Genomic DNA, 26,198 nt, shown 5'->3' on the forward strand with positions numbered 1-26,198 from the left:
TGGCAGGGTTGACCTGCTTACCAGGCGAGTTCTGGCAGCTCCCGGAACACTTTGCGCACGCCCGCACTCCACTCGCCGCTCAGCTGCTTGAAGTAGCTATCTCCTTCCGCGAAGCGGCGGCGCTGCTGGATCGCCAGGCTGTCCCGCTCGTAGAGCAGCAGGTCGATCGGCATCCCTACCGACAGATTGCTGCGCATGGTGGAGTCGAACGACACCAGGACGCATTTGGCCGCTTCCGCCAGGGTGGTGTCGCGGTCGATCACCCGGTCGATGATCGGTTTGCCGTACTTCGCCTCGCCGGTCTGCAGGAACGGGGTGCCTTCGCTGGCCTCGATGAAGTTGCCTTCGGCGTACATGCGGAACAGGCGTGGGGCTTCCCCCTTGATCTGCCCGCCCACCAGGAAGGAGGCATTGAAGCCGCCGGCCGCCCCCTTGAGGTAAGGGCCATCGCGCTCTTCGATCGCCCGCACCGCATCGGAAACGAGGCCCATGACATCGAACATGGTGCGGGCCGTCCACACGTTGGGCGTGCCGTCGTCGGCGTCAGCGCGCTGACGCAGCAGGCTGATCACCGCCTGGGTGCCGGCCAGGCTGCCGGAGCTGAGCAGCACCAGCACCCGATCGCCGCGCCGCTCGAACACCGTCATCTTGCAGAAGCTGGCGAAATCATCCAGGCCTGCATTGGTGCGTGAATCGGAGGCGAACACCATGCCGCTCTCCAACAGCACCGCCACGCAGTAAGTCATGCCGCCCATACCTCGAACGACTCCAGCACCGACGGCCCGAAGCTGGTGGTGAGGGCCACATCCGCCGCATCCCGGCCCCGGGCGATCAGGATCCGCCCGATCCGCGGGGTGTTGTTGCGTGGGTCAAACACGTGCCAGCCCTGGCCGAGATAGGCCTCGAACCAGGCCGAGAAATCCATGGCGGTATGGGGCGGTGGCACCTCGATGTCACTCAGGTAACCGGTGCAGTATCGCGCCGGGATGTTCATGGAGCGGCAGAGGGCAATGGCCAGATGGGCGAAATCACGGCAGACCCCCACGCGGCTTTCGAAGGTCTGCAGGGCCGATTTTGTCGGGCTCGAGCGGTTGTAATCGAAGCGCACGTGCTGATGCACGAAATCGCAGATCGCCTGCACCCGCCCCCAGCCTTCTGGCGCCTGGCCGAACTGGGACCAGGCGAAGTCCGTGAGTAGGTCGCTCTCGCAGAAGCGGCTGGCCAGCAGGAACAGCAAGGCGTGATCCGGCAGTAGCTCCACCGGCTGCTGCTCCAGCCAGGGCAGCACCGGATCCGGCAGGCCACTGTCGGCCACCAGGCCACGGCCCCGCAGGCGCATCGGCCCGGCGGGGGCCAGCAGCCGGTTGCAGTGGTTCCCGTAGGTGTCCACGTACGACTGGCAGGGCACCTGCGGCGATAACTGCAGCGGGTCCGCTTCCAGCAGATCGCCGGCGCGGGAGTCATGCACCCCCAGGATCACGATCATCGGCGTGGGCCGCTGGCAGCGCAGCAGCAGATCAAACCCCACGCGAATCTGCAGCGGCTGAGTCGGTGGCGTCGGTTCCGCTGGGATTGGTTCCGCTGGCGGCGGGGTGGGGCGTTCAGGTCTTTCCATGTCCCAGCTTAAGAACGTCTGCTCTCAGGGAAGCGGCGGGAATCCCTCTGTCAGCGCATCCAGCAGCACGGCGGCGAGCCGCTCCACCCACTCGCGCTGCCCGGCGTCGCTGGCCAGCAGGTCCTGGCGGATTTCCAGTTCCACATGCGGAATCCGGCGCTGCTCGCCATGCACGACCACTGTGTAATCGCTGGCGTCGCAGACCGCGTAGGGCTCGTTGTTGCCCACGCACAGCCCCTGCTCCCGCTCCAGCCGCTCGCGCACCCGTCCGGCCAGGCGGCCATCGCGGCCGTGCAGCACGCCCACATGCCAGGGACGTACGTCGCCGGCATGCACTGGCGTGAAGCTGTGCAGCGCCACCAGCACGCTGGGCCGGGCCCGTTGCTGGCGGGCCTCCAGCTCGGCGCCGATGCGCCGGTGGTAGGGCTGGAAGAGCTCCTCCAGCCGCTGCTGCCGCTCGTCTGCGGAGAGGTCGGCGTTGGCGGGGATGGGGGTGTGCTCGCTGAGGCACACGATCGAATCGGGCGCCTCCGGAGGGCGGTTGGCGTCGATCACCAGCCGTGAGTAGTTGTGCAGGATCAGAAAGGCGTCGAGCCGCGCCGACAGCCCCAGCCCCAGCTGGGCCACCCCCAGATCCCAGGCCACGTGCGTGTCAAGCACCGTGTCGCTGAGGTTGAGGCGGTTCAGACGACGCGGAATGGCACGGCCGGCATGGTCGGCCGTGAGCAGCACCGCCGAGCGGCCGGTGGGGCGCACGACGCGGAACACCGGCGGATCCGCCGCCTCCAGCAGCGGGTTCAGTGGCAAGGTCTGGCCGTCAATGGGGTGCCCCAGCCGGGCCTGTCCGCCCCGTGGCCGTCGCCTGGGAATAGATCAGCACGCTGTAAGGCGCCAGTGCCACGGCGGCTGACCAGGGAAGCCCGTCTCTGCTCTGCGCCACTGCTTCAACGTCACCGCAGAGGTGATCATCGAACAGATCGCTGTAGCCCTGCCAGTTGCTGTTGAAGCGCAGCTCCCAGGTGCCTGCTCCAGGGAAGCCCACGGTGTAGGTGTCCTGGAAGCCGTTCAGGAGGTTGGCGATCACCACCACATCATCTCCCGCACCACCTTGATCCCAGCGGTGAAACGCGATCACGTTGCGCTCCTCATTCAGGTGAAACACCTGGGTGAACTGCCCACACAGTCCACGTGACACACCCTCACGGTTGAGACGAAGGCGGATCAGATCCCGGTACATCCGCACAATCCCCCGGAACTCATCCCGTTGGTCCCAGTCGATGGGCACCGAATCACGAAACCAGCCCCCCTCCAGAAACTCCTGCCCCTGAAAGAGCATGGGAATGCCCGGCGAGGTCAGCACCAGGGCTGCTGCCATGGTGGAGCGCTTCTGGGCAAACCAACCCGTGGGATCGTCGGGGTTGACATCCTGCGGTACACGTGACTGCCCGTTGGCCACATCATCGTGGGATTCGCTGTAGATCACGCGCTCAAAGGCGTCGTCGTTGTAGCGGTAAAGGATGGCCTCTCGAATGCTGTGCAAGGAACGGCTTTCATCCTGCGTTGTGATCATCGCCTGGCGAATCGCTCGCACGAAATGCGGATCCCACTGCGAACCGAAGCCAGCGCCTCCAGCGCCTACATCCTTGGTGATCCAGGCGTTGCTTTCCAGATCTTCGCCGATGGTCAGGAAGCCGGGTTGAAGCTGAGCGGTGGTTTCATTGATGGCCTGCAACAGGCTCCAACCGTCCGGAAGATCTTCGGTGCCCGCATCATCGATGCTTCGGATGAACAGCGTGCTGTCGAGGCGCAGGCCATCGAGGTGGTACTCCGTGATCCACATGCGCACGTTGTCGAGGATGTATTGACGCACTTCCCCGCGGCCGTAATCGGGACGGGTTGCCCCCCAGGGCGTGAGCGCGCGGTGGTCGTTGTAGAAGTAGATGCCTCCTTGATCGTTTTCGCACCAGCCATCAAATCGCCAGAGATCCAGGTCGCTGGGGCCGAAATGGTTGTAAACAACATCAAGGATCACTGCGATGCCAGCCGCATGGGATTCCTTGATGAACTGCTTGAAGCCCAGGGATCCGCCGTAATCCGAATCCACTGCAAAGATGTTGGATGGGTTGTAGCCCCAGGAGCGCATCCCTGCGAACTGGCTCACTGGCATGATCTGAATGGCATTGATGCCAAGTCGCTTCAGGTGCTCCAGCCGAGCTGTGATCGACATGAATTTGCCTGGGCGGCTGGATTCGTCATTGAAGGTGCCAACATGCAGCTCGTAGATGACGAGCTCGTTCCAGCCGCGCATCGAGAAGCTGTCTTCTCCCCAGTTGAAGCTGGGATCATGAATCACCCCATTCCCTGCGGAGTTGGTCACCTCATGGGCATAGGGATCGATGCGGTAAACTGTGCCTTTTCCGGTATCAATGGCGTATTTGTATTGATCAGCAATCCCTGCATGCGCCACCTTGGCGTACCAATAGCCTCCCTCCTCCGCTTGCATTGGAGTCACGCGGCTGTCCCAATCGTTGAAGGTGCCGATCACGGCCACCCCCCTGGCATTGGGCGCCCATACGCGGAACGCCACGCCATCCGCGCAAAGAATGGTTCCCATGCCTGTGACGGCTTGCTGCTGCCCCATGACTGGCTCCCGATGTTTCCACTCTTTCACAAGGAAGAGGCTTCAGATCGCTTGCTTGAGCGTTCGAATTGGAACGACAGAATGACTGGTAAGCGAGCTCTTCAGGCGCTGCAATCACGTGCAGTCCGATGCGATGTGCAGCGGATTTACCTCGCTTCAACACGTGGAAAGTGGCATGGCTCTGTCAGCAGCAGTCAGCACAAGGAAGGATCAGGAGCAACCATCCGCGGGTCTCACCCGGATCCTGCATCGGCAGGAAATCCAGAGCAAGCCTCCGCCCGTGATGGGCGCCTGGGCGCCGTTTAGCTTTCCTACGACCGCAGGGGCCACCGGTGAACGCGAATCGTTCCTCACCCTCCGGCGCTCCGAGCGACCACGACCGCCACCCCAACCCCAACCAATCTCACGGCCGTTCCCACGGCCACCAGCACGGCCACCAGCACGGCGGCAGCCCTGCCGGCGCCTTCAAGTGGAGCGTGCTGCTCAACACCGTGCTGACCAGCCTGCAATTGGTGATCGGCCTGAGCTTCGGCTCCCTGGCCCTGGTCGGTGACGCCCTGCACAACCTCGGAGATGTGGTGGGTCTGGCGCTCGGCTGGGGGGCGGAGCGGGTGAGCCAGCGGCCGGCGAGCGGACGCTTCACCTTCGGCTATGGCCGCACCACCCATATGGCCTCGCTGGCGAACGGGCTGTTGATCCTGGTGGCCGGTGGCGTGGTGGTGGTGGAAGCCATCGAGCGGCTGTCTGCGCCCGTGGCGCTGCATCCTGCGCCAGTGGCCTGGGCGGCGGCGGCCGGTGTGGTCATCAACCTGCTCTCGGCGCGCCTGTTCGGCCAGCACCATCACCACGACCTCAACCAGCGCGCAGCTGTGCTGCATCTGCTCACCGATGCGGCCGTGTCCGTTGCCGTGCTGGTCAGCACCCTGCTGGTCGGTCTCACCCAGTGGGCCTGGCTGGATCCCCTGACCGCCATCGGGGTCGGCATTGTGGTGATGATCAGCGCCCTTTCTCTGTTGCGTGAGGCGATTGCCGTGAGCCTCGATGCCGCGCCGCGGGGCACCGACCTGGCGGCGATCCGCGCGGCGCTGCTGGAGTTGCCGGATGTGGTCGATGTGCGCGATCTGCACGTCTGGGGGGTCAGCACCTCCCGGCTGGCACTCACAGCCCATCTGGTGCGCCACGACCATGCATCCACCGACGATGGCCGCGCTCTGTTGACAGAAGCCCGCCAGCGGTTACAGGCGTTGGGAATCCGGCAGAGCACGCTGCAGCTGGAAGTCAGCCACGACGACTGCGCCGCTTCCCCTTGAGCGCCGTTCGTGCAGCCGGTGCTGGCTTGACGACGTCGGACTGTTGCGCGGCCACTTGCCGCCACCGCTGCTTGCGGCAACGCTGAAGCAAATGCAGCGGGCGCCATGAGCTGGAGCGAACTGGAGCGATTGGTGGCCGAAGCGGAGCAGGATCCGGCGCTGCGATCACCGCTGCGTCACTGCCGCTCCCTGAAGGAATTCCTGCTGGTGGCGCGCAAGCTTGGCTACGCCGTCACCCGCCACGATCTGCGCCTTGCCCGCGAGGAGCATCGCCGGCAGCCTGCCGGCCCGGCAGCCCTCAAGGCCTGAGTAGTTCCAGTCCAGTCCAGAACAGTTCCAGCCCAGAACAAACCCACCGGCCTCGGCGTTGAGCGCGGTTTTGGCGGCGGATTCGCTCCCTCAGCGCGTGGGCACCCATGAGAACGTCCGGCAGGATCAAGCGTGGTGGGGAGAAGCCGCATGGAACGCATCCCGGCAGCAGCGCCCGAGCGGCTGCTGTTTCTCCCCGGAGCCTCCGGCAACATCTGCTTCTGGCATCCCGTCGCTGAACAGTTGAGCGCGGCTGGCCTGCCGCACCGCCACCTGGGCTGGCCAGGCTTCGGTGGCACCCCCCGCGACCCCGCCATCAACGGCTGGTCGGATCTGCTGCAACAGGTGCTGGCCCAGCTGGATGGTCCCTGCGCGCTGATCGCCCAATCCATGGGCGGGGTGCTGGCGGTTCAGGCCGCCTTGCAGCGGCCTCGCCAAGTGACCCATCTGGTGCTCGCTGCCACCTCCGGCGGCCTGCCGATGGCCCGCCATGGCGCACTCGATTGGCGTCCGGGTTTCCGCGCCAGCCACCCCGACCTGCCAGCCTTGTTCAGCGAGGCTGCGGTTGACCTCACTGGCCAGCTGTCCCAGCTGCGCCTGCCCGTGCTGCTGCTCTGGGGCGATGCCGATCCGATCAGTCCCGTGGGTGTGGGCGAGGCGCTGGCGCAGGCGATCCCCCGCAGCCGCTTGCACGTGATCCCCGGGGGAGATCACGATCTGGCGATGACCCACGCCGCCGTGGTGGCTCCGTTGATCACCGCCCATCTGCAGCTCCAGCCATGAGCAAATCCACCATCACCTACTGGAATCCCTTGTTGCCGGCGGAGCAGCACCGCTGGCGCTGGATCGAAGGACTGGAAGGCCAGGTGGAGGAGCTGATCCTCAGCCACGACCCCAGCAGCGGCGAGATCACCCGCCTCACCCGCTTTCTGCCGGGAGCCGACACCACCCCCTTCGGCGCCAAGGCCCACACGTTTCCCGAGGAGATCTTCATCGTGAGTGGCCGCCTTCACGACGCCGCCTTCGGGATCTGGCTGGAGGCGGGCCATTACGCCAGCCGTCCTCCGGGGGAACTGCACGGCCCCTTCCGCAGTGACGAGGGGTGCGTGGTGCTGGATGTGTCCTTTCCGCAGCGCAACGAGGAAGCGCACCATCTTCCTTGTTCAGGGTCTGTGGATTCGCCGCGTCCATCGGCTTCGGACCGGAACCTTCCCACAGCCGCACCGTGATCCATTCGATCGGATGCTGGTGGCCCAGGCAGAGACTGAGCGGCTGATGCTGCTCATGGCCCATCCCGCCCCTGGCGGACGTTCCCTACCCATCCCGACCTGACGGCCTTCCCTTCCCTCCGGCGACGCCGCACCGCGCGATCACCCCCTTACACATCTGCGCTACGAGCACTCCTTCGCGGCTGCCGAGGCTTATCCCCTCGTCCCTGACACGAACACTCTGGCGTTCGCGACGCGACACCAACGACTGAACGTCAAGAACAAAGCCAAAAGCCAGAGCCAATGGAGGTGGAGGTGGGGAAGCCCGATTGATCGACGCCGCCGAACGTCATCCTGCCAATCGTGGTGACACCAATCCTGGCGGCGGAAATCGTGATCCTGACTGATCGTCCCACTGGCGCCCTGGATGACGCCCATCGTGACGCTGGCTGATCGTCACCCTGACGAATCGCTGCTCAGATCAATGGTGAGCCTGAACATTCGTCAGAGATAAAGAGGTGCCGCCAAAATTGCGGCGAGTCGAACGAGAAGAGAAAGCCGGTGATCGGACTTGAACCGACGACCTACTGATTACGAATCAGTTGCTCTACCACTGAGCTACACCGGCAGTCCATGGAAACTAGCATCGAGCCCTCCCCCAGCGCCTGCCGATGCCACCCACCCCGCCCAGGCCGCTCGATCCCGAACTGCGGGCCCGGCTGCTGGAGGAAGCACGCACGCCCTGGCGCGGGTTGCGCCGAGGCCTGTGGTTTGCCTTCAGCGCCTCAGCGGCGATCGGCCTGGCCACCATGGCGATGCGGGTCTCGGCGGGAGGAGAGCTGGCCTCAGGAGACCTGATCATCCAGAGCGGAGCCCTGCTCCTCTTCGGCGTTCTGCTCTGGCGCGATCGCTGAGTCCACCTCGCTGGCCGTGATGGAAGTGGTGGTGGGTGAGGAGCTGGAGCTGGTGGCTGGAGCAGGAATCGCTAGGGGCTGGGCGGGCAGCAGCTCGGCCAGCAGCAGGGGCTCGGGCAGCAGCAGCGGCAGACCCAGGCAGAGGCGCTCCCTGGCGGTGGCCTCCAGGCTGAGGCCACCTGGCCCCGCGCCTGCAACCACCGCTTCTGGCCGGCTCAGCAGCCAGGCGGATTGGCACAGCTGCTGCCACTGCCACAGGCACACAGCCAGCAGGGGGATCGTGAGCAGCAGCGTCACCAGGCGGGAGTTGCCCGCCAGTGGTGACACGGCCATGGCCAGGCCGGCGCGATCGTCCATCAGCCAGACCAGTGCCAGCAGCAACGCCGTGCCGGCCGCCCCCACCACCTTCACCGCCAGGGGTGCCTGCAAGGCACTCAGGCGCCGCTGCAACTCCCGTCGCCCCTGCAAGGGGATCTGCACCAAGAGCAGCGACCACACATCGGGTGGCTGGCGCCAGAACAGCACCGCCGGCAGCAACGCTCCCAGCGACCAGCAAAGCACCCTCTCCAGGCCGGGTAGCGGGCCTGGGTCAGCCCCGGCGAGCAACAGGAAGGCCAGCAGCAATTCGGCGGGAAGTGCTGCCAGGCCGAGCAGTTGAATCCACAGCAGAGGCTCGCTGCGGGGGTTCATGGTCAGTTGGTGCTGAGGGTGCGGCGCTGGGTGACGAGCTTGTAAGCCTCCACCCGGTCGCCGTCCTGCCAGTTGGCGAATCGATCACAGCCGATGCCGCATTCGAAGCCGGTGGCCACGTCCTTGACGTCGTCCTTGTTGCGACGCAGGGAGTCGAGGTCGCCCTCGAACACGATCTGCTTGCCGCGGTGGACGCGCACCTTGCAGTTGCGTTGCAGCTTGCCGTTGGTGACATAGCAACCCGCGACGGCGCTCTTGCCGATGCTGAACACCGCGCGCACCTCCGCTTCGCCGAGTGTTTCCTCCACCATCTCCGGCTCCAGCAGACCTTCCATGGCCAGCTGGATGTCCTCGAGCAGCTTGTAGATCACGTCGTAGTCGCGCACATCGACGCCGGTGGCATCGGCGGCGCGCTTGGCGCCTGGTGCCATCGAGGTGTTGAAGCCCACGATCACCGCACCGGAGGCGGCAGCGAGGTCCACGTCGGTTTCAGTGATCTCGCCCGGTGCCGAGAGCAGCACCCGCACCTGTACCTCGCCCTGGGGCAGCTGTTCGAGCGATCCGAGAATCGCCTCCACACTGCCCTGGACATCGGCCTTGAGGATCAAGTTGAGCTCCTTGAGGTCGCCCTCGCTCGCCTGACCCGACATGGAGGCCAGCGACACCCGCCGTGAGGCCATCTGCTGGGCCAGCCGGGTGGCGCGGGCCTCGGTGGCCCGTTCCCCCACCACCGAGCGGGCTGTCTTCTCATCGGGGTAGACCTCGAACTCGTCACCGGCGGTGGGCACTTCGCTGAAGCCGAGGGCTTCAACGGCCGAGGACGGACCCGCCGTCTTCACCCGCTTGCCGGTGTCGTCGACCATGGCGCGCACCTTGCCGAGCACAGGGCCGGCGGCCACCACGTCGCCGGCACGGAGGGTGCCGTTCTGGATCAGCAGAGTGGCCACCGGGCCCTTGGCCTTGTCGAGGTGGGCTTCGATCACGGTGCCCTTGGCCATCCGGTCAGGGTTGGCCTGGAGGTCTTCGACCTCCGACACCAGCAGGATCATCTCCAGCAGCTTGTCGATGTTCTCCCGCTTGATGGCGCTCACCGGCACCATCACCGTGTCGCCGCCCCAGTCTTCGGCCACCAGTTGCTGGCCGGAGAGCTCCTGCTTGACGCGGTCGGGCTGGGCGCCTTCCTTGTCGATCTTGTTGATCGCCACCACGATCGGCACTTCGGCGGCACGGGCGTGGCTGATCGCCTCAAGGGTCTGGGGGCGCACGCCGTCATCGGCAGCCACCACCAGCACGGCCACGTCGGTGACCTTGGTGCCGCGGGCACGCATGGCGGTGAACGCCTCGTGGCCCGGGGTATCGAGGAAGGTGATGCGGCGCTCTTCGCCGGCGTGGGGAATCGTGACTTGATAGGCCCCGATGTGCTGGGTGATCCCGCCGGCTTCGCCGGCGGCCACGCGGGTCTTGCGGATGGCGTCGAGCAGGCTGGTTTTGCCGTGGTCGACGTGGCCCATCACGGTGACCACGGGTGGCCGGCGGATCAGATGCTGGAGATCGCTCTCCTCGATCATGTCCACCGTCTTCTTGGCGGCTTCCTGGACGTCGTCTTCGAGCACGGGAACGCCGAACTCCTCAGACACGGTTTCAATCGTGGAGAGATCGAGGGTCTGGGTGACCGTGGCGATGATGCCCTTGAAGAAGAGCGACTTGATGATCTCGGAGCTCTCCACGCCAAGGCGATCGGCGAGCTCCTGCACCGTGAGGTTGCCCTCCGGCACGATCAGCATTTCCGGCCGTGTGGCCTTGGCCTCGCGGGCGGCACGCAGTTCCATGGCCCGGCGCCGCTGGCGCTGGCGGGTGGTTTCCTTCTTGCGCTTGCGCATCGCCACCACCGGCTTGGCCGCCGGGGCGCTCTGGCGGGTGCGTGGTTTGGCAGGGCGGGCCAGACTGGCCTGAAGCACCTGGGCTTCGTGCTCGCCGGCGAATCCGCCGGTTTCAGCGGTGAGCGCATCATCGTTTTCGCCGATGATGTGCACCTTCTGCCGCAGCTTCTGCGGCGACTTGCTGCGCAGTGCTTCGAGCTTGGCGCTGTCGTCCCATTCCGGGCGACGGGCCTTCCCGGCCGGCTGGGGCGTGCGGAACCCCGGGCGCCGCGGCGCGGCCGGTGGAGTGGCCGTGGGTCGTGGGCCGGCATCGGCAGGGCTGGCGATCTCGCCGCGTTCAGGCCGGCGCGGGGGCGGGGCAGTGGGGCGGGTGCCGGGTTTCTGCAGCTGCATGAGCTCGCCGGGCGCCACCGGCTTGCGCATGCCCTGAGGCATGCCGCCGGCCCGGATCGGCGGGCCCGGCTTGCCGGGAGCACCAGGACCAGCGGCGTCGCGGCGGATTGGCTTGCCCACCAGCTCCAGGGGGCTGCGGGCCTGCACCGGCCGGGGGCTCGGCGCTGGAGTGCGCTGCGGGGCGCCGGCAGGGCGCTGGCTGAGGGCTGGCCGCCCCGAAGGCGGAGCCGGCCGGTTGCTCGTGCCGGCGGAGGGGCTGGGCGCGGCCGGGCGTGGTTGGGGCTGACCGGGTGCCACCCGTCCGATCAACTGGGGTTTGCCGCCACCGTCGGCGCGGGTCGGCGCGCTGGGGCGCTGCGGTGGCGCCGGACGGCTCGACGGGGCATTGCCGCGGGGCACGGGCCGGGGGCTGGTGCTGGGCCGGGGGCTGGTGGCGGGTGCGGCGACCGGACGGGGGCTGGTGGGCGTGCTGGCTGCAGGCGCTTCGGGTTTGCGTGCCGGCATGGCCGGGGCCTTGCTCACCGGGGTGGCAGGGCGCGCGGGAGGGGCCACCGGCCGTGAGGGTGCCGGCTTGGCGGCAGCTGAAGGGGGCGCGGCAGGGGGCCGGGAGGGAGGCGATGAGCCGGCGGCCGGCGCACGTGTGGGCAGCGGCGCCGTGGGCCTGGCTGGTGGCGGAGTGGTGGAGGGGGGCTTCTGAGCCGCAGGTTGCGCGGCAGATTGCACCAGAACAGGTTTCACCGGCGCTGGCGGGGAAACCGCAGGGCGGGCCGGCTGGGCAACGATGACCGGAGGAGCTGGCGGCCGGGCCGGGGGGGGTTCAGGTGCGGCAACAGATGAGGCGGCCGCGGTGGCCGGCGGCGTTACAGGAGCCGCTTTCTTCACGGCCAGGATCGCTTTGCCAGGCTCCGCCAGCGGCGGTGTCGCGGGCTTCGGGGCGGTCATGGAGGGCGGCGTGGGTCGGGAGATGCCGCTGCCGTTGGGGCGGATCAGCTTCCGGATGCGGGCAGCTTCGTCATCGCTGATCGAGCTGCTGTGGCTGCGGGCGGCAATGGACAGCTTTTCGGCAGCGTCGAGCACGTCCTTGTTGTCCAGGCCCAGGTCCTTGGACAACTCATAGATTCTCACTTTGCCGCTGCTGGTCATTCAGGTCTCCGATCGGTCGGGGCCGCAGGTGCCGCCGGGCCCCACACGCGGTGCAGCCATCAATCATCTTGCCTCAGAGGCTGCTGCCGGAGAGCGGTTCAGCCGCTGTTCAAGCGCGGCATAGGTGGATTCCGCCACCGCGCAGCGCAGGGCGCGTTGCACCCGCTTTCGCCGCTTCGCCTCGTCAAAGCAGGCCCGGGTGGGGCACAGATAGGCCGAGCGGCCCATGCCCTGATCCAGGGCGATGCCGCCACCCGCCAGGCGGATGACCCGCAGGAACTGGTCCCGGTCGGCCAGCAGGCGGCAGCTCACACAACGCCGCAGGGTGGGGGGGGTCGCCATCGGGTGACCCTCAGCCGTTGAGCGGCTCAGCTTCCGCATCGGGTTCGCCTTCGGGCTCCAGGTCAGCTGCCGCTTCCGCGTCGGCCTCAGTTTCAGCGTCTTCCCCAGGCTCGGCTTCACCTGCATAGACAGGCTCTTCGTCTTCTTCCTGGAGGTCGAGCTCGTCTTCGGGCAGGGGATAGAGCTCCCGCAGGCGCGCATCCTCCTCCGCGCGGTTGGCCTGCTCCACCGCCAGGCGGGCTTCCGCCTCGGCCTGCTGGCGCTCGTCTTCCTCGCGCAGGGCGATCAGCTCGGCGGCGCGGGCGTCCTCGCTCACCTGGTCGTATTCGGCCGCGTTCTTGATGTCGATCTTCCAGCCGGTGAGGCGTGCGGCGAGGCGCACGTTCTGGCCTTCCCGGCCGATCGCCAGGCTGAGCATGTCCTGCGGCACAAGCACGTGGGCGTGATGCCCTTCCGGATCCACCAGCCGCACCATCTCCACCCGTGCCGGGCTGAGCGAATTGGCGATGTACTGGGCCGGATCGGGAGACCAGCGGATCACGTCGATCTTCTCGCCCCGCAGTTCGTTCACCACCTGCTGGATGCGGGAGCCGCGGGCACCGATGCAGGCCCCCACGGGGTCCACTTCGCGCTCCACGCTGTCCACTGCCACCTTGGTGCGTGGCCCCACGGCCCGTGACGGGGGGTTGGCTTCCCGCGCCACCGCCACGATGCGCACGGAACCTTCCTGGATTTCCGGTACTTCGTTTTCGAAGAGGTACACCACAAGGCCGGCGTTCGCCCGGGAGACGAACAGCTGCGGCCCGCGGCGCGCCACCTCGCTCACCTCCTTGAGGAACACCTTGAAGGTGGCATTGGCGCGGTAGTTGTCGTTGGGAAGCTGGTCGCGACGAGGCAGCTCCGCCTCCACCTCCGGCCGGCCAAGCCCGGAGCTCACCGCCATGATCACCGACTGGCGCTCGAAGCGGATCACCCGGGCGGTGAGCACGGGATCCTCCAGATCGGCGAACTCCTCCTGGATCATGCGGCGCTGCTGGTCGCGCAGTTTCTGGGCCAGCACCTGCTTGGTGGTGGAGGCGGCCATGCGGCCGAAATCGTCCTTCTCGGGGGTGACATCGAGCACCACGGTGTCGCCGATCTGGGCGTCTTCCGCCACCTGCTGCACCTCGGCGAGGGCGATCTGGTGGTCTTCACTCTCCACCTCCTCGACGATGATCTTGCTGGCGAGCACGCGGTAGCCCTCCTCATCAAGATCGAGGGCCACATCAAAATTGCTGAAGTAGTCCTCCTCGAACGGGTCCTCGCTGATGCCGAGATAGAGGGTGCGGCGGTAACGCTCGTAGCCCTTCAGCAGCGCCTCGCGCAGGGCCGCTTCCACCACCTGGGTGGGCAGCTTCTTCTCATCGCTGATGTCCTCGATCAGGTTCTGCAGACCGGGGAGAAGAACGAGCGCCATGGGATGGGAAGAGGGGTTGGAACAACAATCGGGTTGGGAAGCGGCGCGCCGCTCAGGCTGAGGGCGGAGTCACTCGCTCGGCCGGGTGAGGCTGACGGTCAGCACGTCTTGGCGGGGAATCCGCTGGCGGCGGCCACGGACGTTGAGGTGCAGGAAGGCGTCGTCGCGCTCCAGCAACAGCCCGGCACGGGTGCATTCAGCTCCGCTGGAATCCCGGAACCGCACCTCGATCGGGAAACCCCGAAAGCTGTGGAAGTCACGGTCTTCAACCAGCGTGTCGCTGAGACCAGGACTGCTGATTTCGAGAACATAGGCCTCGCTCAGCAGCTCTTCGGCCTCCATCGCCTCAGCCAGGGCACCACTGAAGGCGGCGCAATCGTCGAGGGTCACATCGCCGCCTTCACCAGTGCGGATCTGCACCAGAACGATGCAGGGATGGCGATGGGTCTGGATCTGCGCCTCCACCACGCGAAATCCGGTTGTGTCAGCCACCCGGCGCGCGAGGGATTCCAGTGCGGGAAGAAGGGGGTGGGGCACCGGGGCGGGTCAGGAGCAGTGGAGCGAGCCCGACCGGCTCCTGCAGAGAACTGCCCCGGACGCTGGAGCAAGCTCATGCGCCTGGGTATGCCCGCCGGGCACTTCGTCATCCTAGAGGTCGGTGCTCCAGCACCGCCCAGCGGCCAGGCGACGCCTCACTCCGTGGTGCCCAGGCTGGTGCTCGGAGCGCCGCCGAACAGGCCGAGGCTGGGGGCCTCCCCATAAAAGTCGTCCACCCCCGCTTCACCGCGCAGGGCCGCGTCCTGGTTGATGCAGCGCTGCGGCTCCTTCACGTATTGACAGACCCTCGCCCAGAGCTTGGCGCGGGTGCCGGGAGCGCCCTGGCTGAAGAGCACCTGGTCATTGCCACCGACCATCCCCTGGATCTCCACCTGACAAAGTGCGCAGCGCACGCGGGTGCCGGGGGGGATCGAAGCCATGGCATGGCGGCGGTTGGAGGCAACTTAGGCTGCTATCTGCGGGCCCGGGCCCCACTGTTGCGACGTCGAAAAGGTGCGACGTCAAAAAGTTCCCGTTGCCAGCTGTGCGCCTCCTTCAGCTCAGTGACCCCCATCTGCTGGCCGATCCGCACGGCTGGCTTCATGGCTTTCAGCCGAACGCGTCGCTGGCCAGTGCGCTGGAGCAGGCCCTTGCGCCGGGCGAAGCTCCCTTCGATCTGCTGCTGATCAGCGGCGACCTCTGCCAGGACGAGTCGTGGGGTGGCTATGTGCGGTTGGGGCAGCTGCTGAGCGCCCGGGGCTGGCCGGTGGCGCTGCTGCCCGGCAACCACGACCACCCGGCCCTGTTGCGGGCGGCGTTGGGCCGGCAGGCCGTGATCGCACCGGCCGCCGTCGATCTGGGCGAATGGCGGCTGCTGCTGATCGACACCCACCTGGCTGGCCGCGTCGATGGTGGGCTCGGCCCGGATCAGCTGCGCTGGCTGCAAGCGCAACTGCAAGCGGCCGACCGCCCCCTGCTGGTGGCCCTGCACCATCCGCCGGTGCCCATCGGCCACGGCGTCATGGATGGGATCGCCCTGCGGCACCCTGCTGCCCTGCTTGAGCTGCTGGCGGCCTGCCCCTGGCTCAGGGCGGTCACCTTCGGGCACATCCATCAGCACTGGCGGGGGGTGCTGCCCGGCCGGCCCGACGTGCAGCTGCTGGGGTGTCCTTCCACCCACCGCCAGTTCGAGGCGGTGCAGGCCTGCCCGCTGGGCCGTGCCTGCGATCCCGGCGGGCGCGTCTGGGAGCTGGCCCCGGACGGCCGCTGGCAGCAGCAACTGCGGCGCTGGCCTGCTGCTGCTGCAACCGCCGCTGCTACCGCCACCCCCACCGCCACTGCCTCCCCCGGCTCGGCGCCAGCGGGTGAAGCGTCACCCCCCTAGCGTCAGTGGCCTCACGTCTCGGGCCCGTGTCCTCCGACTCCAGCGTGCTCAGTACCCTGTGGCTGCGCCTGTTGGCCTTGCCGCTGGCCTTGCTGCTGATCACGGCGGGCCCGGGATCCGCCCTGGCCGTCGCCCCCACCTCACCGGCGGCGCCAGCGGCCACCGTCCCGGTCCCAGCTACGTCCAACACGGCTGCAGCCAGCACAGCCGGAGCCGATACGGCCGCGCCTCCCAGTGCCCCGCCCCCAGCGGCCGCGCCGGTTCCACCTCACAGCTTCGTGTCGCAGGCCGCCCGGCGGGTGGGGGAATCGGTGGTGCGGATCGACACCGAGCGCAGTGTGGCGCGCCAGGCCTTCGACCCCGCCTTGCTTGATCCATTGCTGCGTGATCTCTTCGGTGACCCCTCCAGCAGCACCCGGGAGCGGGGTCAGGGCTCCGGCGTGGTGATCGACGCCTCCGGGTTGGTGCTCACCAACGCCCATGTGGTGGATAGGGCCGATCTGGTGGAGGTCACCCTCGCTGACGGCCGCCAGCTGGATGGCCGGGTGGTGGGCGCCGATCCGGTCACCGACCTGGCGGTGGTGCGCATCGACGCCTCGCCCGATCTGGTTGCCGCTCCCCTTGGTGATTCCGAGGCCCTGGAAGTGGGTGACTGGGCCATCGCCCTGGGCAGCCCCTACGGACTGGAGCGCACGGTCACACTCGGCATCGTCAGCAGCCTGCACCGCAACATCACCAGCCTTGGCTTCGCCGACAAGCGGCTTGATCTGATCCAGACCGACGCCGCCATCAATCCCGGCAATTCCGGGGGGCCACTGATCAATGCCAGCGGCGAGGTGATCGGCATCAATACCTTGGTGCGCTCCGGTCCCGGTGCGGGTCTGGGCTTCGCCATCCCGATCAACCTGGCCCGGCGGGTGTCCGACCAGCTGCGCACCGGTGGCCAGGTGGTGCATCCCTACCTGGGCCTCCAGCTGGTGCCGCTCACTGCCCGCCGCGCCCGTGACAACAACCGTGATCCCGATGCGATTCTCCAGCTGCCGGAGCGCGATGGCGCGCTGGTGCAGCGCGTGCTGCCCGACAGCCCGGCCGAAACCGCCGGCCTGCGCCGCGGCGACCTGGTGGTGGCGGCGGCCGATCGACCGGTGCGGGATCCAGCCAGCCTGCTGGAGCAGGTGGAGGCTTCCAAGGTCGGTGAAAGCCTGCCGCTGAAAGTGGTGCGCGGTGCCCGCGAACTGCAGCTCTCGATCCGTCCCGGCGCCCTGCCCCACCCCGCCTGAGCCTGCCCGCGCCCTTGCTACGGTCACGGCCTTTGGCGCGCCTTCGATGTCAGATCTGCAGGACCGCATGAAGCAGGCGGTGGCTGCTGCGGCCGTTGACCAGATCCGGGATGGCATGGTGCTGGGTCTGGGCTCAGGCTCCACGGCCGCCTTGATGATCAAGGAGCTGGGCGCCAAGCTCAGCCGTGGCGAACTCACCAACATCGTGGGCGTGACCACGTCGTTTCAAGGCGAAGTGCTGGCTGCGGAGCTCGGCATCCCGCTGCAGAGCCTCAACGCGGTGGAGCGGATTGACCTGGCGATCGACGGTGCCGATGAAGTCGACCCCAACTTCCAGCTGATCAAGGGCGGCGGTGCCTGCCACGTGCAGGAAAAGCTGGTGGCGCGCCGTGCCCAGCGCTTCGTTGTGGTGGTGGATTCCACCAAGCTCGTGGAACGGCTCAATCTGGGTTTTCTTCTGCCGGTGGAGGTGCTGCCCGCCGCCTGGCGTCAGGTGAAGTCGGAGCTGGAGGTGATCGGCGCGGAGGTGGAGCTGCGCATGGCCGTGCGTAAGGCCGGCCCGGTGGTGACCGACCAGGGCAATCTCGTGCTCGACCTGAAGTTCCCCGGCGGGATCGGCGACCCGGTTTCGCTGGAGCAGGAGATCAACAACATCCCCGGCGTGCTTGAAAACGGTCTGTTCGTCAACCTGGCCGACCAGGTGCTGGTGGGTCAGATCACCGACGGCGTGCCCGAGGTGAAAGACCTGCCGAAGCGCTGACCGGCGTCAGCGGTTGTGGCGGCGTGACAAGAGCGGTTGCGGCGGGCTTCAGTTCAGCCGCAGCCGCACCGATTCCGCATGGCTGTGCAGGCCTTCACTGTCCGCCAGGGCGATCACGGCGGGGCCGGTGGCCTCCAGGGCCTGGCGGTTGAACTGGATCAGGCTGGTGTGGCGCAGAAAGGTTTCCACGCTGAGGGCGCCGGCGAAGCGGGCCGTGCCTGAAGTGGGCAGGGTGTGGTTGGGGCCGGCCAGGTAGTCGCCCACCGCCTCAGGGCTCCAGGGGCCGAGGAAGATCGCTCCGGCATGACGGATGTGGTCGGCCAGTGGGGCTGGCCGCTCCACCAGCAGCTCAAGGTGTTCCGGGGCGAAGCGGTCGCTGAGCCGAGCCGCCTCTTCCAGCGATGCGCAGATGCCGATCAGCCCCCAGTCGCGCAGGGCGGTGGCCGCCAGTTCCGCCCGGGGGTGGTTGCGCAGCTGGGCTTCCACCTCATGCTGCACGGCCTTGGCCACGGCGGCACTGGTGGTGAGCAGGATTGCCGCCGCCATCGGGTCGTGCTCCGCCTGCGCCAGCAGATCGGCCGCCACATGGGTGGGATTGGCGCTCTGGTCGGCGATCACCAGGACCTCGCTCGGGCCGGCGAGGGAATCGATCGCCACCCGGCCGTACACCGCCTTCTTGGCCAGGGTTACGTAAAGGTTGCCCGGGCCGGTGATCACATCCACGCGCGGGATCGAATCCGTGCCGTAGGCGAGCGCCCCGATCGCCTGGGCCCCTCCGACGCGGTAGATCTCACGGATGCCGGCCAGGTGGGCCGCTGCCAGCACGATCGGGTTGGGCCAGCCGTCGGGACCCGGTGGGGTCACCATCACCAGGCGCTGAACGCCCGCCACAGTGGCGGGGACCGCATTCATCAGCACGGTGCTGGGGTAAGAGGCCCGGCCGCCAGGCACATACAGCCCGGCCCGATCCACCGGGCTCCAGCGCCGGCCCAGGCGCTCGCCATGCACGCCGCTGACGCTGATGTCGCGGGGCAGCTGGCGCTGGTGGAAATCGAGGATGCGGCGATGGGCCAGCTCCAGGGCACTGCGCAGGTCTGCGGGGCAGGTGCGCCAGGCTTCGGCGAGCGTTTCCGCCGGAATGCGCAGGGGGTCGGGCCGCACACCATCGAAGCGTTCGGTGAGATCCAGCAGCGCTTGATCCCCTTCCAGGCGCACCCGCTCGAGGATCGCGTCCACCTGCCGTGCGGCCTCGCTCATCTCGGCGCTGCCGGTGCGCTGGGCGATCTCCTCCAGCCGGCTGCCGATCGCCTCCGGTTCCTGGAGCACCTGCATCGCCAGAGCTGCTGGTGCGTTGGTCACCGGGGGCCTCGTGCGTGTCGGTTCAAGCTAGATCCCCGCCCCTGGGCAGGTCGGCAGGGTTGAAGGTAGGATCAGCGACTGCCGATTCAGCGCCGAACCCGCCTGTGGCCAATAACAAATCCTCGAAGAAGCGCATCCTGGTTGCCGAGCGCAACTGGCTGAAGAACCGCTCCTATAAGTCGGCTGTGCGCACGCTCATGAAGCGCTGCCTCACCGCCGTCTCCAGCTACGAGCAGCAGCCTGGCGATGAGGCCAAGGAAGCGGTTCGCAGCTCCATGAATGCGGCCTTCAGCAAGATCGACAAGGCCGTCAAGCGCGGCGTTCTTCACCGCAACACCGGCGCCAACCAGAAGTCCCGGCTCAGCCACGCCGTGAAACAGGCGATCGAACCGGCAACCGCCCCCAAGGCCTGATCGCCCGCCGGGGTTTCTCTCCTTTGTTCATCAACGCAGCTCACTGCCTGAGCTTGCAGGCACTGCAGCCCCGGCAGATGTCCTACAGGTGCCACCCCCTCCAAGCTGCCCTCCCCTGCAGGGCTCCTTGCAGTTCAGGGCACTACCTCGTCTCCACCTCTCTGTCCGGTCTACGCCGCTGCCCTTCCACGCCGCCGTCATGACAGGCCAGTCCGCGCCAGCACTGACCACGCCAGCGTTTACCACGCCAGCACTGATCGACAGCCACTGCCATCTGGTGTTTCGCAACTTCGAGCACGATCTCGAGGACGTGATTCAGCGTTGGCGCCAGGCCGGGGTGGTCTCCCTGCTGCACGCCTGCGTCGAACCTGCCGAGATTCCGGCGATTCGCGCCCTCGCCGATCGCATCCCTGAGCTGCGCTACTCCGTGGGGGTTCATCCGCTCGACACCGAGCATTGGCAGGACGACACCCCCGCGGTGCTGCGCGCTGCCGCTCAGGCCGATGGGCGGGTGGTGGCGATCGGGGAGCTGGGCCTTGACAGCTTCCGTGCCACCAATCTTCAGGTGCAGCTTGACATCCTGCGTCCGCAGCTGGACCTGGCCGTGGAGCTGGATCTCCCGGTGATCATCCACTGCCGCGATGCGGCCGAACCCATGCTGGCCGAGCTGCGAGCCCGGCAGAGCGAAGGACGCTGCCCCCGCGGGGTGATGCACTGCTGGGGCGGAACCCCTGAAGAAATGGAAGGGTTTCTGGAGCTGGGGCTGCTGATCAGCTTCAGCGGCACCGTCACCTTCGCCAAAGCCGAAGCCACCCACGCCTGTGCCCGCCAGGTGCCGGCCGACCGCTATCTGGTGGAAACCGATTGCCCGTTCCTCGCACCGGTCCCCCGTCGGGGCAAGCGCAATGAACCCTCCTTTGTGGCCTCCGTGGCCGAGCGGATGGCTGTGTTGCGCGGGGAAACCCTCACAGAAGTGGCGGCTTGCAGCACCGCCAATGCGGTAGGTCTTTTTCGACTTCCTGTGACATCCATTCCTCAATGTGTATGATGTTTTATTGGTCTGGCAGCGCGAGCGCTCCATTGTCGACGTCAGCAGTCTTGAACAGAGCTCCATAGGCCGGATTCAGGCGGGCCGCCCCTTCCGGCTACACCCGCCTGATCCGCCCGCTTCCAGCGCGCAGGCGGCTCATTCCCCCTTGCCTTGAGCCCCAGGGCATTTCAAGCCGCTGACGCCCCCGTTCCAGGTCACTCCTCCCCCTCCGTACTGCAGGTCCCCGCATGAGCAGCGCGATCCAGGTCGCCAAGACCGCCACTTACCTGCCCGATCTCGTGGAGGTACAGAGGGCGAGCTTCAAATGGTTCCTGGAGAAAGGCCTGATCGAGGAGCTCGACAGCTTCTCCCCGATCACCGACTACACGGGAAAGCTTGAGCTGCATTTCGTCGGCGATCAATACCGGCTGAAGCGCCCCCGCCACGACGTGGAAGACGCCAAGCGTCGTGACGCCACGTTCGCCTCGCAGATGTATGTCACCTGCCGGCTGGTCAACAAGGAAACCGGTGAGATCAAGGAGCAGGAGGTCTTCATCGGTGAGCTGCCGCTGATGACCGAGCGCGGCACCTTCATCATCAACGGCGCTGAGCGCGTGATCGTCAACCAGATCGTGCGCAGCCCCGGCGTCTACTTCAAGGAAGAACCCGACCCCAAGACCGGCCGCAAGACCTACAACGCCAGTGTCATCCCCAACCGCGGTGCCTGGCTGAAGTTTGAAACCGATAAGAACGAGCTCATGCACGTCCGGGTCGACAAGACCCGCAAGATCAACGCTCACGTGCTGATGCGGGCCATGGGCCTGTCAGACGTCGACGTGCTCGACAAACTGCGGCACCCCGACTATTACCGCAAGACGATCGAAACAGCCACTAACGTCGAGCTGATCACCTCCCAGGATCAGGCTCTGCTGGAGCTCTACAAGAAGCTGCGTCCAGGCGAGCCCCCGTCGGTAAGCGGTGGCCAGCAGTTGCTGGATTCCCGCTTCTTCGATGCCAAGCGCTACGACCTCGGCCGGGTCGGCCGTTACAAGATCAACAAGAAGCTCCGGCTCACGGTTCCCGACGAAACCCGGGTGCTCACCAAGGAGGAGTTGCTCTCCACCCTTGACTACCTGATCGGCCTGCAGCTGGGACAGCCCGGCTACGAAGTCGACGACATCGATCACCTCGGCAATCGCCGTGTCCGCTCGGTGGGCGAGCTGCTCCAGAACCAGGTGCGCGTCGGCCTCAACCGGCTGGAGCGGATCATCAAGGAGCGCATGACCGTCGGTGAGACCGAATCGCTCACCCCGGCTCAGCTGGTGAACCCCAAGCCCCTGGTGGCGGCGATCAAGGAGTTCTTCGGCTCCAGTCAGCTCAGCCAGTTCATGGACCAGACCAATCCTCTGGCCGAGCTCACCCACAAACGCCGCATCAGCGCCCTCGGCCCAGGGGGCCTCACGCGGGAGCGCGCCGGCTTCGCCGTGCGTGACATTCACCCCTCCCACTACGGACGCATCTGCCCGATCGAGACGCCGGAAGGGCCGAACGCCGGTCTGATCGGCTCGCTCGCCACCCACGCGCGGGTTAACGAATACGGCTTCATCGAAACTCCCTTCTGGCGCGTTGAGGATGGCATCGTCCTGAAGCAGGGCGACCCGATCTATCTCTCCGCCGACCTCGAAGACGAGTGTCGCGTTGCTCCTGGCGACGTGGCCACCGACGCCGAGGGACGCATTCAGGCCGAACTGGTTCCGGTCCGCTACCGCCAGGATTTCGAAACCGTTCCACCCACCCAGGTGGACTACGTCCAGCTGTCGCCGGTGCAGGTGATTTCGGTGGCCACCTCCTTGATCCCCTTCCTGGAGCACGACGACGCCAACCGTGCCCTGATGGGCTCGAACATGCAGCGTCAGGCGGTCCCCCTGCTCCGGCCCGAGCGGCCGCTGGTGGGCACTGGTCTGGAAACCCAGGTCGCGCGCGACTCCGGCATGGTGCCGATCACCCGTGTCAACGGTGTGGTCACCTTCGTGGATGCCACGGCGATCGTGATCCGCGATGTCGACGGTGTCGACCATCCCCACCTGCTGCAGAAGTACCAGCGCTCCAACCAGGACACCTGCTTGAACCAGCGCCCGATCGTCAAGCAGGGCGATGCGGTGATCGCCGGCCAGGTGCTGGCCAATGGATCTGCCTGCGAGGGCGGTGAGATTGCCCTGGGCCAGAACGTGCTGATCGCCTACATGCCCTGGGAGGGCTACAACTACGAAGACGCCATCCTGGTGAGCGAACGGCTCGTGCAGGACGACCTCTACACCTCGGTGCACATCGAGAAGTACGAGATCGAAGCCCGCCAGACCAAGCTCGGACCCGAGGAGATCACGCGGGAAATCCCCAATGTGGCGGAAGAGAGCCTCGGTAATCTCGACGAAATGGGCATCATCCGTATCGGCGCTTATGTCGAATCGGGTGACATCCTCGTCGGCAAGGTCACGCCCAAAGGGGAATCCGATCAGCCGCCGGAAGAGAAGCTGCTGCGTGCGATCTTCGGCGAGAAGGCTCGCGATGTGCGCGACAACTCTCTGCGGGTGCCCAACACCGAACGGGGCCGCGTGGTGGACGTGCGCATCTACACCCGCGAGCAGGGCGATGAACTGCCGCCGGGCGCCAACATGGTGGTGCGCGTCTATGTGGCCCAGCGCCGCAAGATTCAGGTGGGCGACAAGATGGCCGGTCGCCACGGCAACAAGGGCATCATCAGCCGCATTCTTCCCCGCGAAGACATGCCCTACCTGCCTGATGGTTCCCCCATCGACATCGTGCTGAACCCGCTGGGTGTGCCCTCCCGGATGAACGTCGGCCAGGTGTTCGAGTGCCTGATGGGCTGGGCTTCCTCCCACCTGGGCTGCCGCGTGAAGGTGGTGCCCTTCGATGAGATGCACGGGGATGAAACCTCCAAGAACACTGTGCAGAAGTACCTCGAAGAAGCTGCCAATCAACCCGGCAAAGACTGGGTCTATGACCCCGAGAACCCCGGCAAGATCCAGCTGATCGACGGTCGCACCGGCGAGAAGTTCGACCAACCGGTCACCGTGGGCTATGCCCACATCCTCAAGCTGGTGCACCTTGTCGACGACAAGATCCACGCCCGCTCCACCGGCCCTTACTCGCTCGTCACCCAGCAGCCTCTCGGCGGCAAAGCCCAACAGGGCGGCCAGCGGCTCGGGGAAATGGAGGTCTGGGCCCTGGAGGCCTACGGCGCCGCTTACACGCTGCAGGAGCTGCTCACCGTCAAGTCCGACGACATGCAGGGCCGCAACGAGGCGCTCAACGCCATCGTCAAGGGCAAGCCCATCCCTCGCCCCGGCACACCTGAGTCGTTCAAGGTGCTGATGCGCGAGCTCCAGTCCCTGGGTCTGGACATCGCGGTGTACACCGACGAAGGCGTTGAGGTTGACCTCATGCAGGACGTCAATCCTCGCCGCAGCACCCCCAACCGGCCCACCTACGAGTCGCTCGGCGTCGCGGATTTCGACGACGACTGAAGATCCACGCCTGATCCGTTCCGTACTCCTTGACGTCCGCGCGACACCCCGGCCATGACCAACAGCAACCTCCGCACCGAAAACCACTTCGACTACGTCAAGATCACGCTCGCTTCCCCCGAGCGGATCATGCAGTGGGGGCAACGCACCCTGCCGAACGGTCAGGTGGTCGGTGAAGTCACCAAGCCTGAGACGATCAACTACCGCACGCTCAAGCCCGAGATGGACGGGCTGTTCTGCGAAAAGATCTTCGGCCCTTCAAAGGATTGGGAGTGCCATTGCGGCAAGTACAAGCGGGTGCGCCACCGTGGCATCGTCTGTGAGCGCTGCGGGGTGGAGGTCACCGAGAGCCGGGTGCGTCGTCACCGCATGGGCTTCATCAAGCTGGCGGCTCCGGTGTCGCACGTTTGGTATCTGAAGGGGATCCCCAGCTACGTGGCGATCCTGCTGGACATGCCCCTGCGGGATGTGGAGCAGATCGTTTATTTCAACTGCTACGTGGTGCTCGAAAAGGGCGACCACAAGGACCTCACCTACAAGCAACTGCTCACGGAAGATGAGTGGCTGGAGATCGAGGATCAGATCTACGCCGAGGACTCGGAGATCGAGAACGAGCCCATTGTGGGCATCGGTGCGGAAGCTCTCAAGCAGCTGCTTGTCGATCTCAACCTCACCGAGATCGCTGAACAGCTCCGCGAAGACATCGCCGGCAGCAAGGGTCAGAAGCGGGCAAAGCTGATCAAGCGCCTGCGGGTGATCGACAACTTCATCGCCACCAATGCCCGGCCGGAGTGGATGGTGCTTGATGCCATCCCCGTGATTCCGCCGGATCTGCGCCCGATGGTGCAGCTCGACGGTGGCCGTTTCGCCACCTCCGACCTCAACGATCTCTACCGCCGGGTCATCAACCGCAACAACCGCCTGGCGCGGCTGCAGGAGATCCTGGCTCCCGAGATCATCGTCCGCAACGAAAAGCGGATGCTGCAGGAGGCTGTCGATGCCCTGATCGATAACGGCCGCAGGGGCCGCACCGTGGTGGGCGCCAACAACAGGCCGCTCAAGTCCCTCAGCGACATCATTGAGGGCAAACAGGGGCGCTTCCGCCAGAACCTGCTGGGCAAACGGGTCGACTATTCCGGCCGGTCCGTGATCGTGGTGGGCCCCAAGCTGAAGATGCATCAGTGCGGTCTGCCCAAGGAGATGGCGATCGAGCTGTTCCAGCCGTTCGTGATCCACCGGCTAATCCGTCAGAACATCGTCAACAACATCAAGGCGGCCAAGAAGCTGATTCAGCGCGCCGACGACGAAGTGATGCAGGTGCTTCAGGAGGTGATTGAAGGTCACCCGATCCTGCTGAACCGGGCCCCCACGCTGCACCGTCTCGGCATTCAGGCGTTCGAGCCCAAGCTGGTGGATGGTCGCGCCATCCAGCTGCACCCGCTGGTGTGCCCTGCGTTCAACGCCGACTTCGACGGTGACCAGATGGCCGTGCACGTGCCACTGGCGATCGAAGCTCAGACGGAAGCTCGCATGTTGATGCTGGCCAGCAACAACATCCTCTCGCCGGCCACCGGCGAGCCGATCATCACCCCCTCCCAGGACATGGTGCTGGGCATCTACTACCTCACGGCTCTCGATCGCAATGAGGCGAAGCCGGCCTTCGGTGACAGGAGCCGTACCTTCGCTGGCCTGGCCGATGTGCTCAATGCCTTCGATGAGAAGCACCTCGCCCTGCACAACTGGGTGTGGGTTCGCTTCTCCGGTGAGATCGACGACGAGGACGAAAGCGATGTTCCCCTCAAGCAGGAAACGCTCAGCGATGGCACCCGCATCGAGCAATGGAAATACCGCCGCGACCGCTTCGATGAAGACGGTGCTCTCATCAGCCGCTACCTGCTCACCACTGTCGGCCGCGTCGTGATGAACGTCACCATCATCGATGCGGTGGCCGCCGTCTGAAGGCTCAGTTCCGCCCGAGTTGTTTCTGCC

23 protein-coding genes and 1 tRNA gene are annotated in these 26,198 nt (G+C 66.4%); 12 read left to right on the forward strand and 12 right to left on the reverse strand.

All coding sequences use genetic code 11. From position 1 onward, the window contains the following. Positions 1 to 17: 17 nt before the first annotated feature. The 4 genes from CJZ80_RS00830 to CJZ80_RS00845 form a co-directional block, all read right to left on the reverse strand. A complete protein-coding gene (locus tag CJZ80_RS00830; protein ID WP_233132686.1) occupies positions 18 to 755 on the reverse strand; it encodes a peptidase in 738 nt (245 codons plus the stop codon). After that, positions 743 to 1,528 (reverse strand): transglutaminase family protein, encoded by a 786-nt coding sequence (locus CJZ80_RS00835; protein WP_233132687.1) that lies wholly within the window; start codon positions 1,526 to 1,528, stop codon positions 743 to 745. The genes CJZ80_RS00830 and CJZ80_RS00835 overlap by 13 nt, the downstream gene beginning before the upstream one ends. Positions 1,529 to 1,639: 111 nt before the next feature. After that, positions 1,640 to 2,422, reverse strand: coding sequence for an N-formylglutamate amidohydrolase (locus CJZ80_RS00840; protein ID WP_198948190.1), 783 nt, complete (start codon positions 2,420 to 2,422; stop codon positions 1,640 to 1,642). Positions 2,423 to 2,432: 10 nt separating this feature from the next. Then, the gene (locus CJZ80_RS00845) at positions 2,433 to 4,256 is read right to left on the reverse strand and encodes an alpha-amylase family glycosyl hydrolase (protein WP_369802960.1); all 1,824 of its coding nucleotides are present in this window, start codon (positions 4,254 to 4,256) and stop codon (positions 2,433 to 2,435) included. A gap of 332 nt (positions 4,257 to 4,588) precedes the next feature. Here CJZ80_RS00845 and CJZ80_RS00850 point away from each other — a divergent pair, with 332 nt between their 5' ends. From CJZ80_RS00850 to CJZ80_RS00865, 4 genes are all read left to right on the forward strand, one after another. Continuing rightward, positions 4,589 to 5,566 carry a cation diffusion facilitator family transporter gene (locus CJZ80_RS00850; RefSeq protein ID WP_094510198.1) on the forward strand — a complete coding sequence of 326 codons (978 nt, stop codon included), beginning with the start codon at positions 4,589 to 4,591 and terminating at the stop codon, positions 5,564 to 5,566. Between the two features lie 105 nt (positions 5,567 to 5,671). Then, positions 5,672 to 5,875, forward strand: coding sequence for a Nif11-like leader peptide family natural product precursor (locus tag CJZ80_RS00855; RefSeq protein WP_094510199.1), 204 nt, complete (start codon positions 5,672 to 5,674; stop codon positions 5,873 to 5,875). Between the two features lie 150 nt (positions 5,876 to 6,025). Next, on the forward strand, positions 6,026 to 6,658 hold the full coding sequence (locus CJZ80_RS00860) for an alpha/beta fold hydrolase (protein ID WP_094510200.1): 633 nt from the start codon (positions 6,026 to 6,028) through the stop codon (positions 6,656 to 6,658). Beyond that, positions 6,655 to 7,104, forward strand: a complete 450-nt coding sequence (locus CJZ80_RS00865) for a cupin domain-containing protein (RefSeq protein WP_094510201.1) — start codon at positions 6,655 to 6,657, stop codon at positions 7,102 to 7,104. Before CJZ80_RS00860 ends, CJZ80_RS00865 begins: the two co-directional genes overlap by 4 nt. 535 nt (positions 7,105 to 7,639) lie before the next feature. Here the strand turns inward: CJZ80_RS00865 and CJZ80_RS00880 are convergent. Next, positions 7,640 to 7,711: transfer RNA gene (locus CJZ80_RS00880), tRNA-Thr, on the reverse strand. A gap of 43 nt (positions 7,712 to 7,754) precedes the next feature. On the opposite strand from CJZ80_RS00880, the gene CJZ80_RS00885 reads away from it, so the two are divergent. After that, a complete protein-coding gene (locus CJZ80_RS00885) occupies positions 7,755 to 7,997 on the forward strand; it encodes a DUF3493 domain-containing protein (RefSeq protein ID WP_094510203.1) in 243 nt (80 codons plus the stop codon). Here CJZ80_RS00885 and CJZ80_RS00890 read toward each other — a convergent pair. The 6 genes from CJZ80_RS00890 to CJZ80_RS00915 all read right to left on the reverse strand — a co-directional run bounded on the left by CJZ80_RS00890 (position 7,929) and on the right by CJZ80_RS00915 (position 14,878). Next, positions 7,929 to 8,687: a low-complexity tail membrane protein gene (locus CJZ80_RS00890; protein ID WP_094510204.1), complete on the reverse strand. Its 759-nt coding sequence runs from the start codon at positions 8,685 to 8,687 to the stop codon at positions 7,929 to 7,931. The genes CJZ80_RS00885 and CJZ80_RS00890 overlap by 69 nt on opposite strands. A 2-nt stretch (positions 8,688 to 8,689) precedes the next feature. Then, complete coding sequence (gene infB, locus CJZ80_RS00895; protein ID WP_094510205.1) at positions 8,690 to 12,103, reverse strand: translation initiation factor IF-2; 3,414 nt, start codon at positions 12,101 to 12,103, stop codon at positions 8,690 to 8,692. A gap of 63 nt (positions 12,104 to 12,166) precedes the next feature. After that, on the reverse strand, positions 12,167 to 12,445 hold the full coding sequence (locus CJZ80_RS00900) for a YlxR family protein (RefSeq protein WP_094510206.1): 279 nt from the start codon (positions 12,443 to 12,445) through the stop codon (positions 12,167 to 12,169). A gap of 10 nt (positions 12,446 to 12,455) precedes the next feature. Then, the gene (nusA, locus tag CJZ80_RS00905) at positions 12,456 to 13,901 is read right to left on the reverse strand and encodes a transcription termination factor NusA (RefSeq protein ID WP_094510207.1); all 1,446 of its coding nucleotides are present in this window, start codon (positions 13,899 to 13,901) and stop codon (positions 12,456 to 12,458) included. Positions 13,902 to 13,970: 69 nt separating this feature from the next. Further along, entirely contained in the window at positions 13,971 to 14,438 is a 468-nt protein-coding gene (rimP, locus tag CJZ80_RS00910; RefSeq protein WP_094510208.1) for a ribosome maturation factor RimP, read from the reverse strand. 155 nt (positions 14,439 to 14,593) lie between these two features. Further along, complete coding sequence (locus tag CJZ80_RS00915) at positions 14,594 to 14,878, reverse strand: hypothetical protein (protein WP_094510209.1); 285 nt, start codon at positions 14,876 to 14,878, stop codon at positions 14,594 to 14,596. Between the two features lie 104 nt (positions 14,879 to 14,982). Between CJZ80_RS00915 and CJZ80_RS00920 the strand changes: the two genes are divergently transcribed. Genes CJZ80_RS00920 through rpiA form a run of 3 tightly spaced genes read left to right on the forward strand, consistent with a single transcriptional unit; the run spans position 14,983 to position 17,862 of the window. Then, a complete protein-coding gene (locus CJZ80_RS00920; protein ID WP_094510210.1) occupies positions 14,983 to 15,822 on the forward strand; it encodes a metallophosphoesterase in 840 nt (279 codons plus the stop codon). Between the two features lie 26 nt (positions 15,823 to 15,848). Then, positions 15,849 to 17,102: a trypsin-like peptidase domain-containing protein gene (locus CJZ80_RS00925; RefSeq protein WP_304442200.1), complete on the forward strand. Its 1,254-nt coding sequence runs from the start codon at positions 15,849 to 15,851 to the stop codon at positions 17,100 to 17,102. Between the two features lie 46 nt (positions 17,103 to 17,148). Further along, positions 17,149 to 17,862, forward strand: coding sequence for a ribose-5-phosphate isomerase RpiA (rpiA, locus tag CJZ80_RS00930; protein WP_094510211.1), 714 nt, complete (start codon positions 17,149 to 17,151; stop codon positions 17,860 to 17,862). 48 nt (positions 17,863 to 17,910) lie between these two features. On the opposite strand, the gene hisD is transcribed toward rpiA, so the two are convergent. Beyond that, entirely contained in the window at positions 17,911 to 19,194 is a 1,284-nt protein-coding gene (gene hisD, locus CJZ80_RS00935; protein WP_094510427.1) for a histidinol dehydrogenase, read from the reverse strand. A 131-nt stretch (positions 19,195 to 19,325) separates the two neighbouring features. On the opposite strand from hisD, the gene rpsT reads away from it, so the two are divergent. The 4 genes from rpsT (at position 19,326) to CJZ80_RS00955 (ending at position 26,168) form a co-directional block, all read left to right on the forward strand. Next, the gene (gene rpsT / locus CJZ80_RS00940) at positions 19,326 to 19,634 is read left to right on the forward strand and encodes a 30S ribosomal protein S20 (RefSeq protein ID WP_094510212.1); all 309 of its coding nucleotides are present in this window, start codon (positions 19,326 to 19,328) and stop codon (positions 19,632 to 19,634) included. A gap of 199 nt (positions 19,635 to 19,833) precedes the next feature. Then, positions 19,834 to 20,682: a TatD family hydrolase gene (locus tag CJZ80_RS00945; RefSeq protein WP_094510213.1), complete on the forward strand. Its 849-nt coding sequence runs from the start codon at positions 19,834 to 19,836 to the stop codon at positions 20,680 to 20,682. Positions 20,683 to 20,912: 230 nt separating this feature from the next. Beyond that, positions 20,913 to 24,209, forward strand: coding sequence for a DNA-directed RNA polymerase subunit beta (gene rpoB, locus CJZ80_RS00950; RefSeq protein WP_094510214.1), 3,297 nt, complete (start codon positions 20,913 to 20,915; stop codon positions 24,207 to 24,209). A gap of 54 nt (positions 24,210 to 24,263) precedes the next feature. Continuing rightward, positions 24,264 to 26,168, forward strand: a complete 1,905-nt coding sequence (locus CJZ80_RS00955; protein ID WP_094510215.1) for a DNA-directed RNA polymerase subunit gamma — start codon at positions 24,264 to 24,266, stop codon at positions 26,166 to 26,168. The last annotated feature ends 30 nt before the right edge of the window (positions 26,169 to 26,198 follow it).

It is taken from the genome of Synechococcus sp. MW101C3 (assembly GCF_002252635.1).
GTDB lineage: Bacteria > Cyanobacteriota > Cyanobacteriia > PCC-6307 > Cyanobiaceae > MW101C3.

What these genes read in the sequence shown, in the direction of transcription:
- CJZ80_RS00830 (WP_233132686.1), bottom strand. Translation starts at nt 755, where the DNA reads ATGGGCGGCATGACTTACTGCGTGGCGGTGCTGTTGGAGAGCGGCATG.
- CJZ80_RS00845 (WP_369802960.1), bottom strand. Translation starts at nt 4,256, where the DNA reads ATGGGGCAGCAGCAAGCCGTCACAGGCATGGGAACCATTCTTTGCGCG.
- CJZ80_RS00855 (WP_094510199.1), top strand. Translation starts at nt 5,672, where the DNA reads ATGAGCTGGAGCGAACTGGAGCGATTGGTGGCCGAAGCGGAGCAGGAT.
- CJZ80_RS00860 (WP_094510200.1), top strand. Translation starts at nt 6,026, where the DNA reads ATGGAACGCATCCCGGCAGCAGCGCCCGAGCGGCTGCTGTTTCTCCCC.
- CJZ80_RS00865 (WP_094510201.1), top strand. Translation starts at nt 6,655, where the DNA reads ATGAGCAAATCCACCATCACCTACTGGAATCCCTTGTTGCCGGCGGAG.
- CJZ80_RS00885 (WP_094510203.1), top strand. Translation starts at nt 7,755, where the DNA reads ATGCCACCCACCCCGCCCAGGCCGCTCGATCCCGAACTGCGGGCCCGG.
- CJZ80_RS00890 (WP_094510204.1), bottom strand. Translation starts at nt 8,687, where the DNA reads ATGAACCCCCGCAGCGAGCCTCTGCTGTGGATTCAACTGCTCGGCCTG.
- infB (WP_094510205.1), bottom strand. Translation starts at nt 12,103, where the DNA reads ATGACCAGCAGCGGCAAAGTGAGAATCTATGAGTTGTCCAAGGACCTG.
- CJZ80_RS00900 (WP_094510206.1), bottom strand. Translation starts at nt 12,445, where the DNA reads ATGGCGACCCCCCCCACCCTGCGGCGTTGTGTGAGCTGCCGCCTGCTG.
- nusA (WP_094510207.1), bottom strand. Translation starts at nt 13,901, where the DNA reads ATGGCGCTCGTTCTTCTCCCCGGTCTGCAGAACCTGATCGAGGACATC.
- CJZ80_RS00915 (WP_094510209.1), bottom strand. Translation starts at nt 14,878, where the DNA reads ATGGCTTCGATCCCCCCCGGCACCCGCGTGCGCTGCGCACTTTGTCAG.
- rpiA (WP_094510211.1), top strand. Translation starts at nt 17,149, where the DNA reads ATGTCAGATCTGCAGGACCGCATGAAGCAGGCGGTGGCTGCTGCGGCC.
- hisD (WP_094510427.1), bottom strand. Translation starts at nt 19,194, where the DNA reads ATGCAGGTGCTCCAGGAACCGGAGGCGATCGGCAGCCGGCTGGAGGAG.
- CJZ80_RS00945 (WP_094510213.1), top strand. Translation starts at nt 19,834, where the DNA reads ATGACAGGCCAGTCCGCGCCAGCACTGACCACGCCAGCGTTTACCACG.
- rpoB (WP_094510214.1), top strand. Translation starts at nt 20,913, where the DNA reads ATGAGCAGCGCGATCCAGGTCGCCAAGACCGCCACTTACCTGCCCGAT.
- CJZ80_RS00955 (WP_094510215.1), top strand. Translation starts at nt 24,264, where the DNA reads ATGACCAACAGCAACCTCCGCACCGAAAACCACTTCGACTACGTCAAG.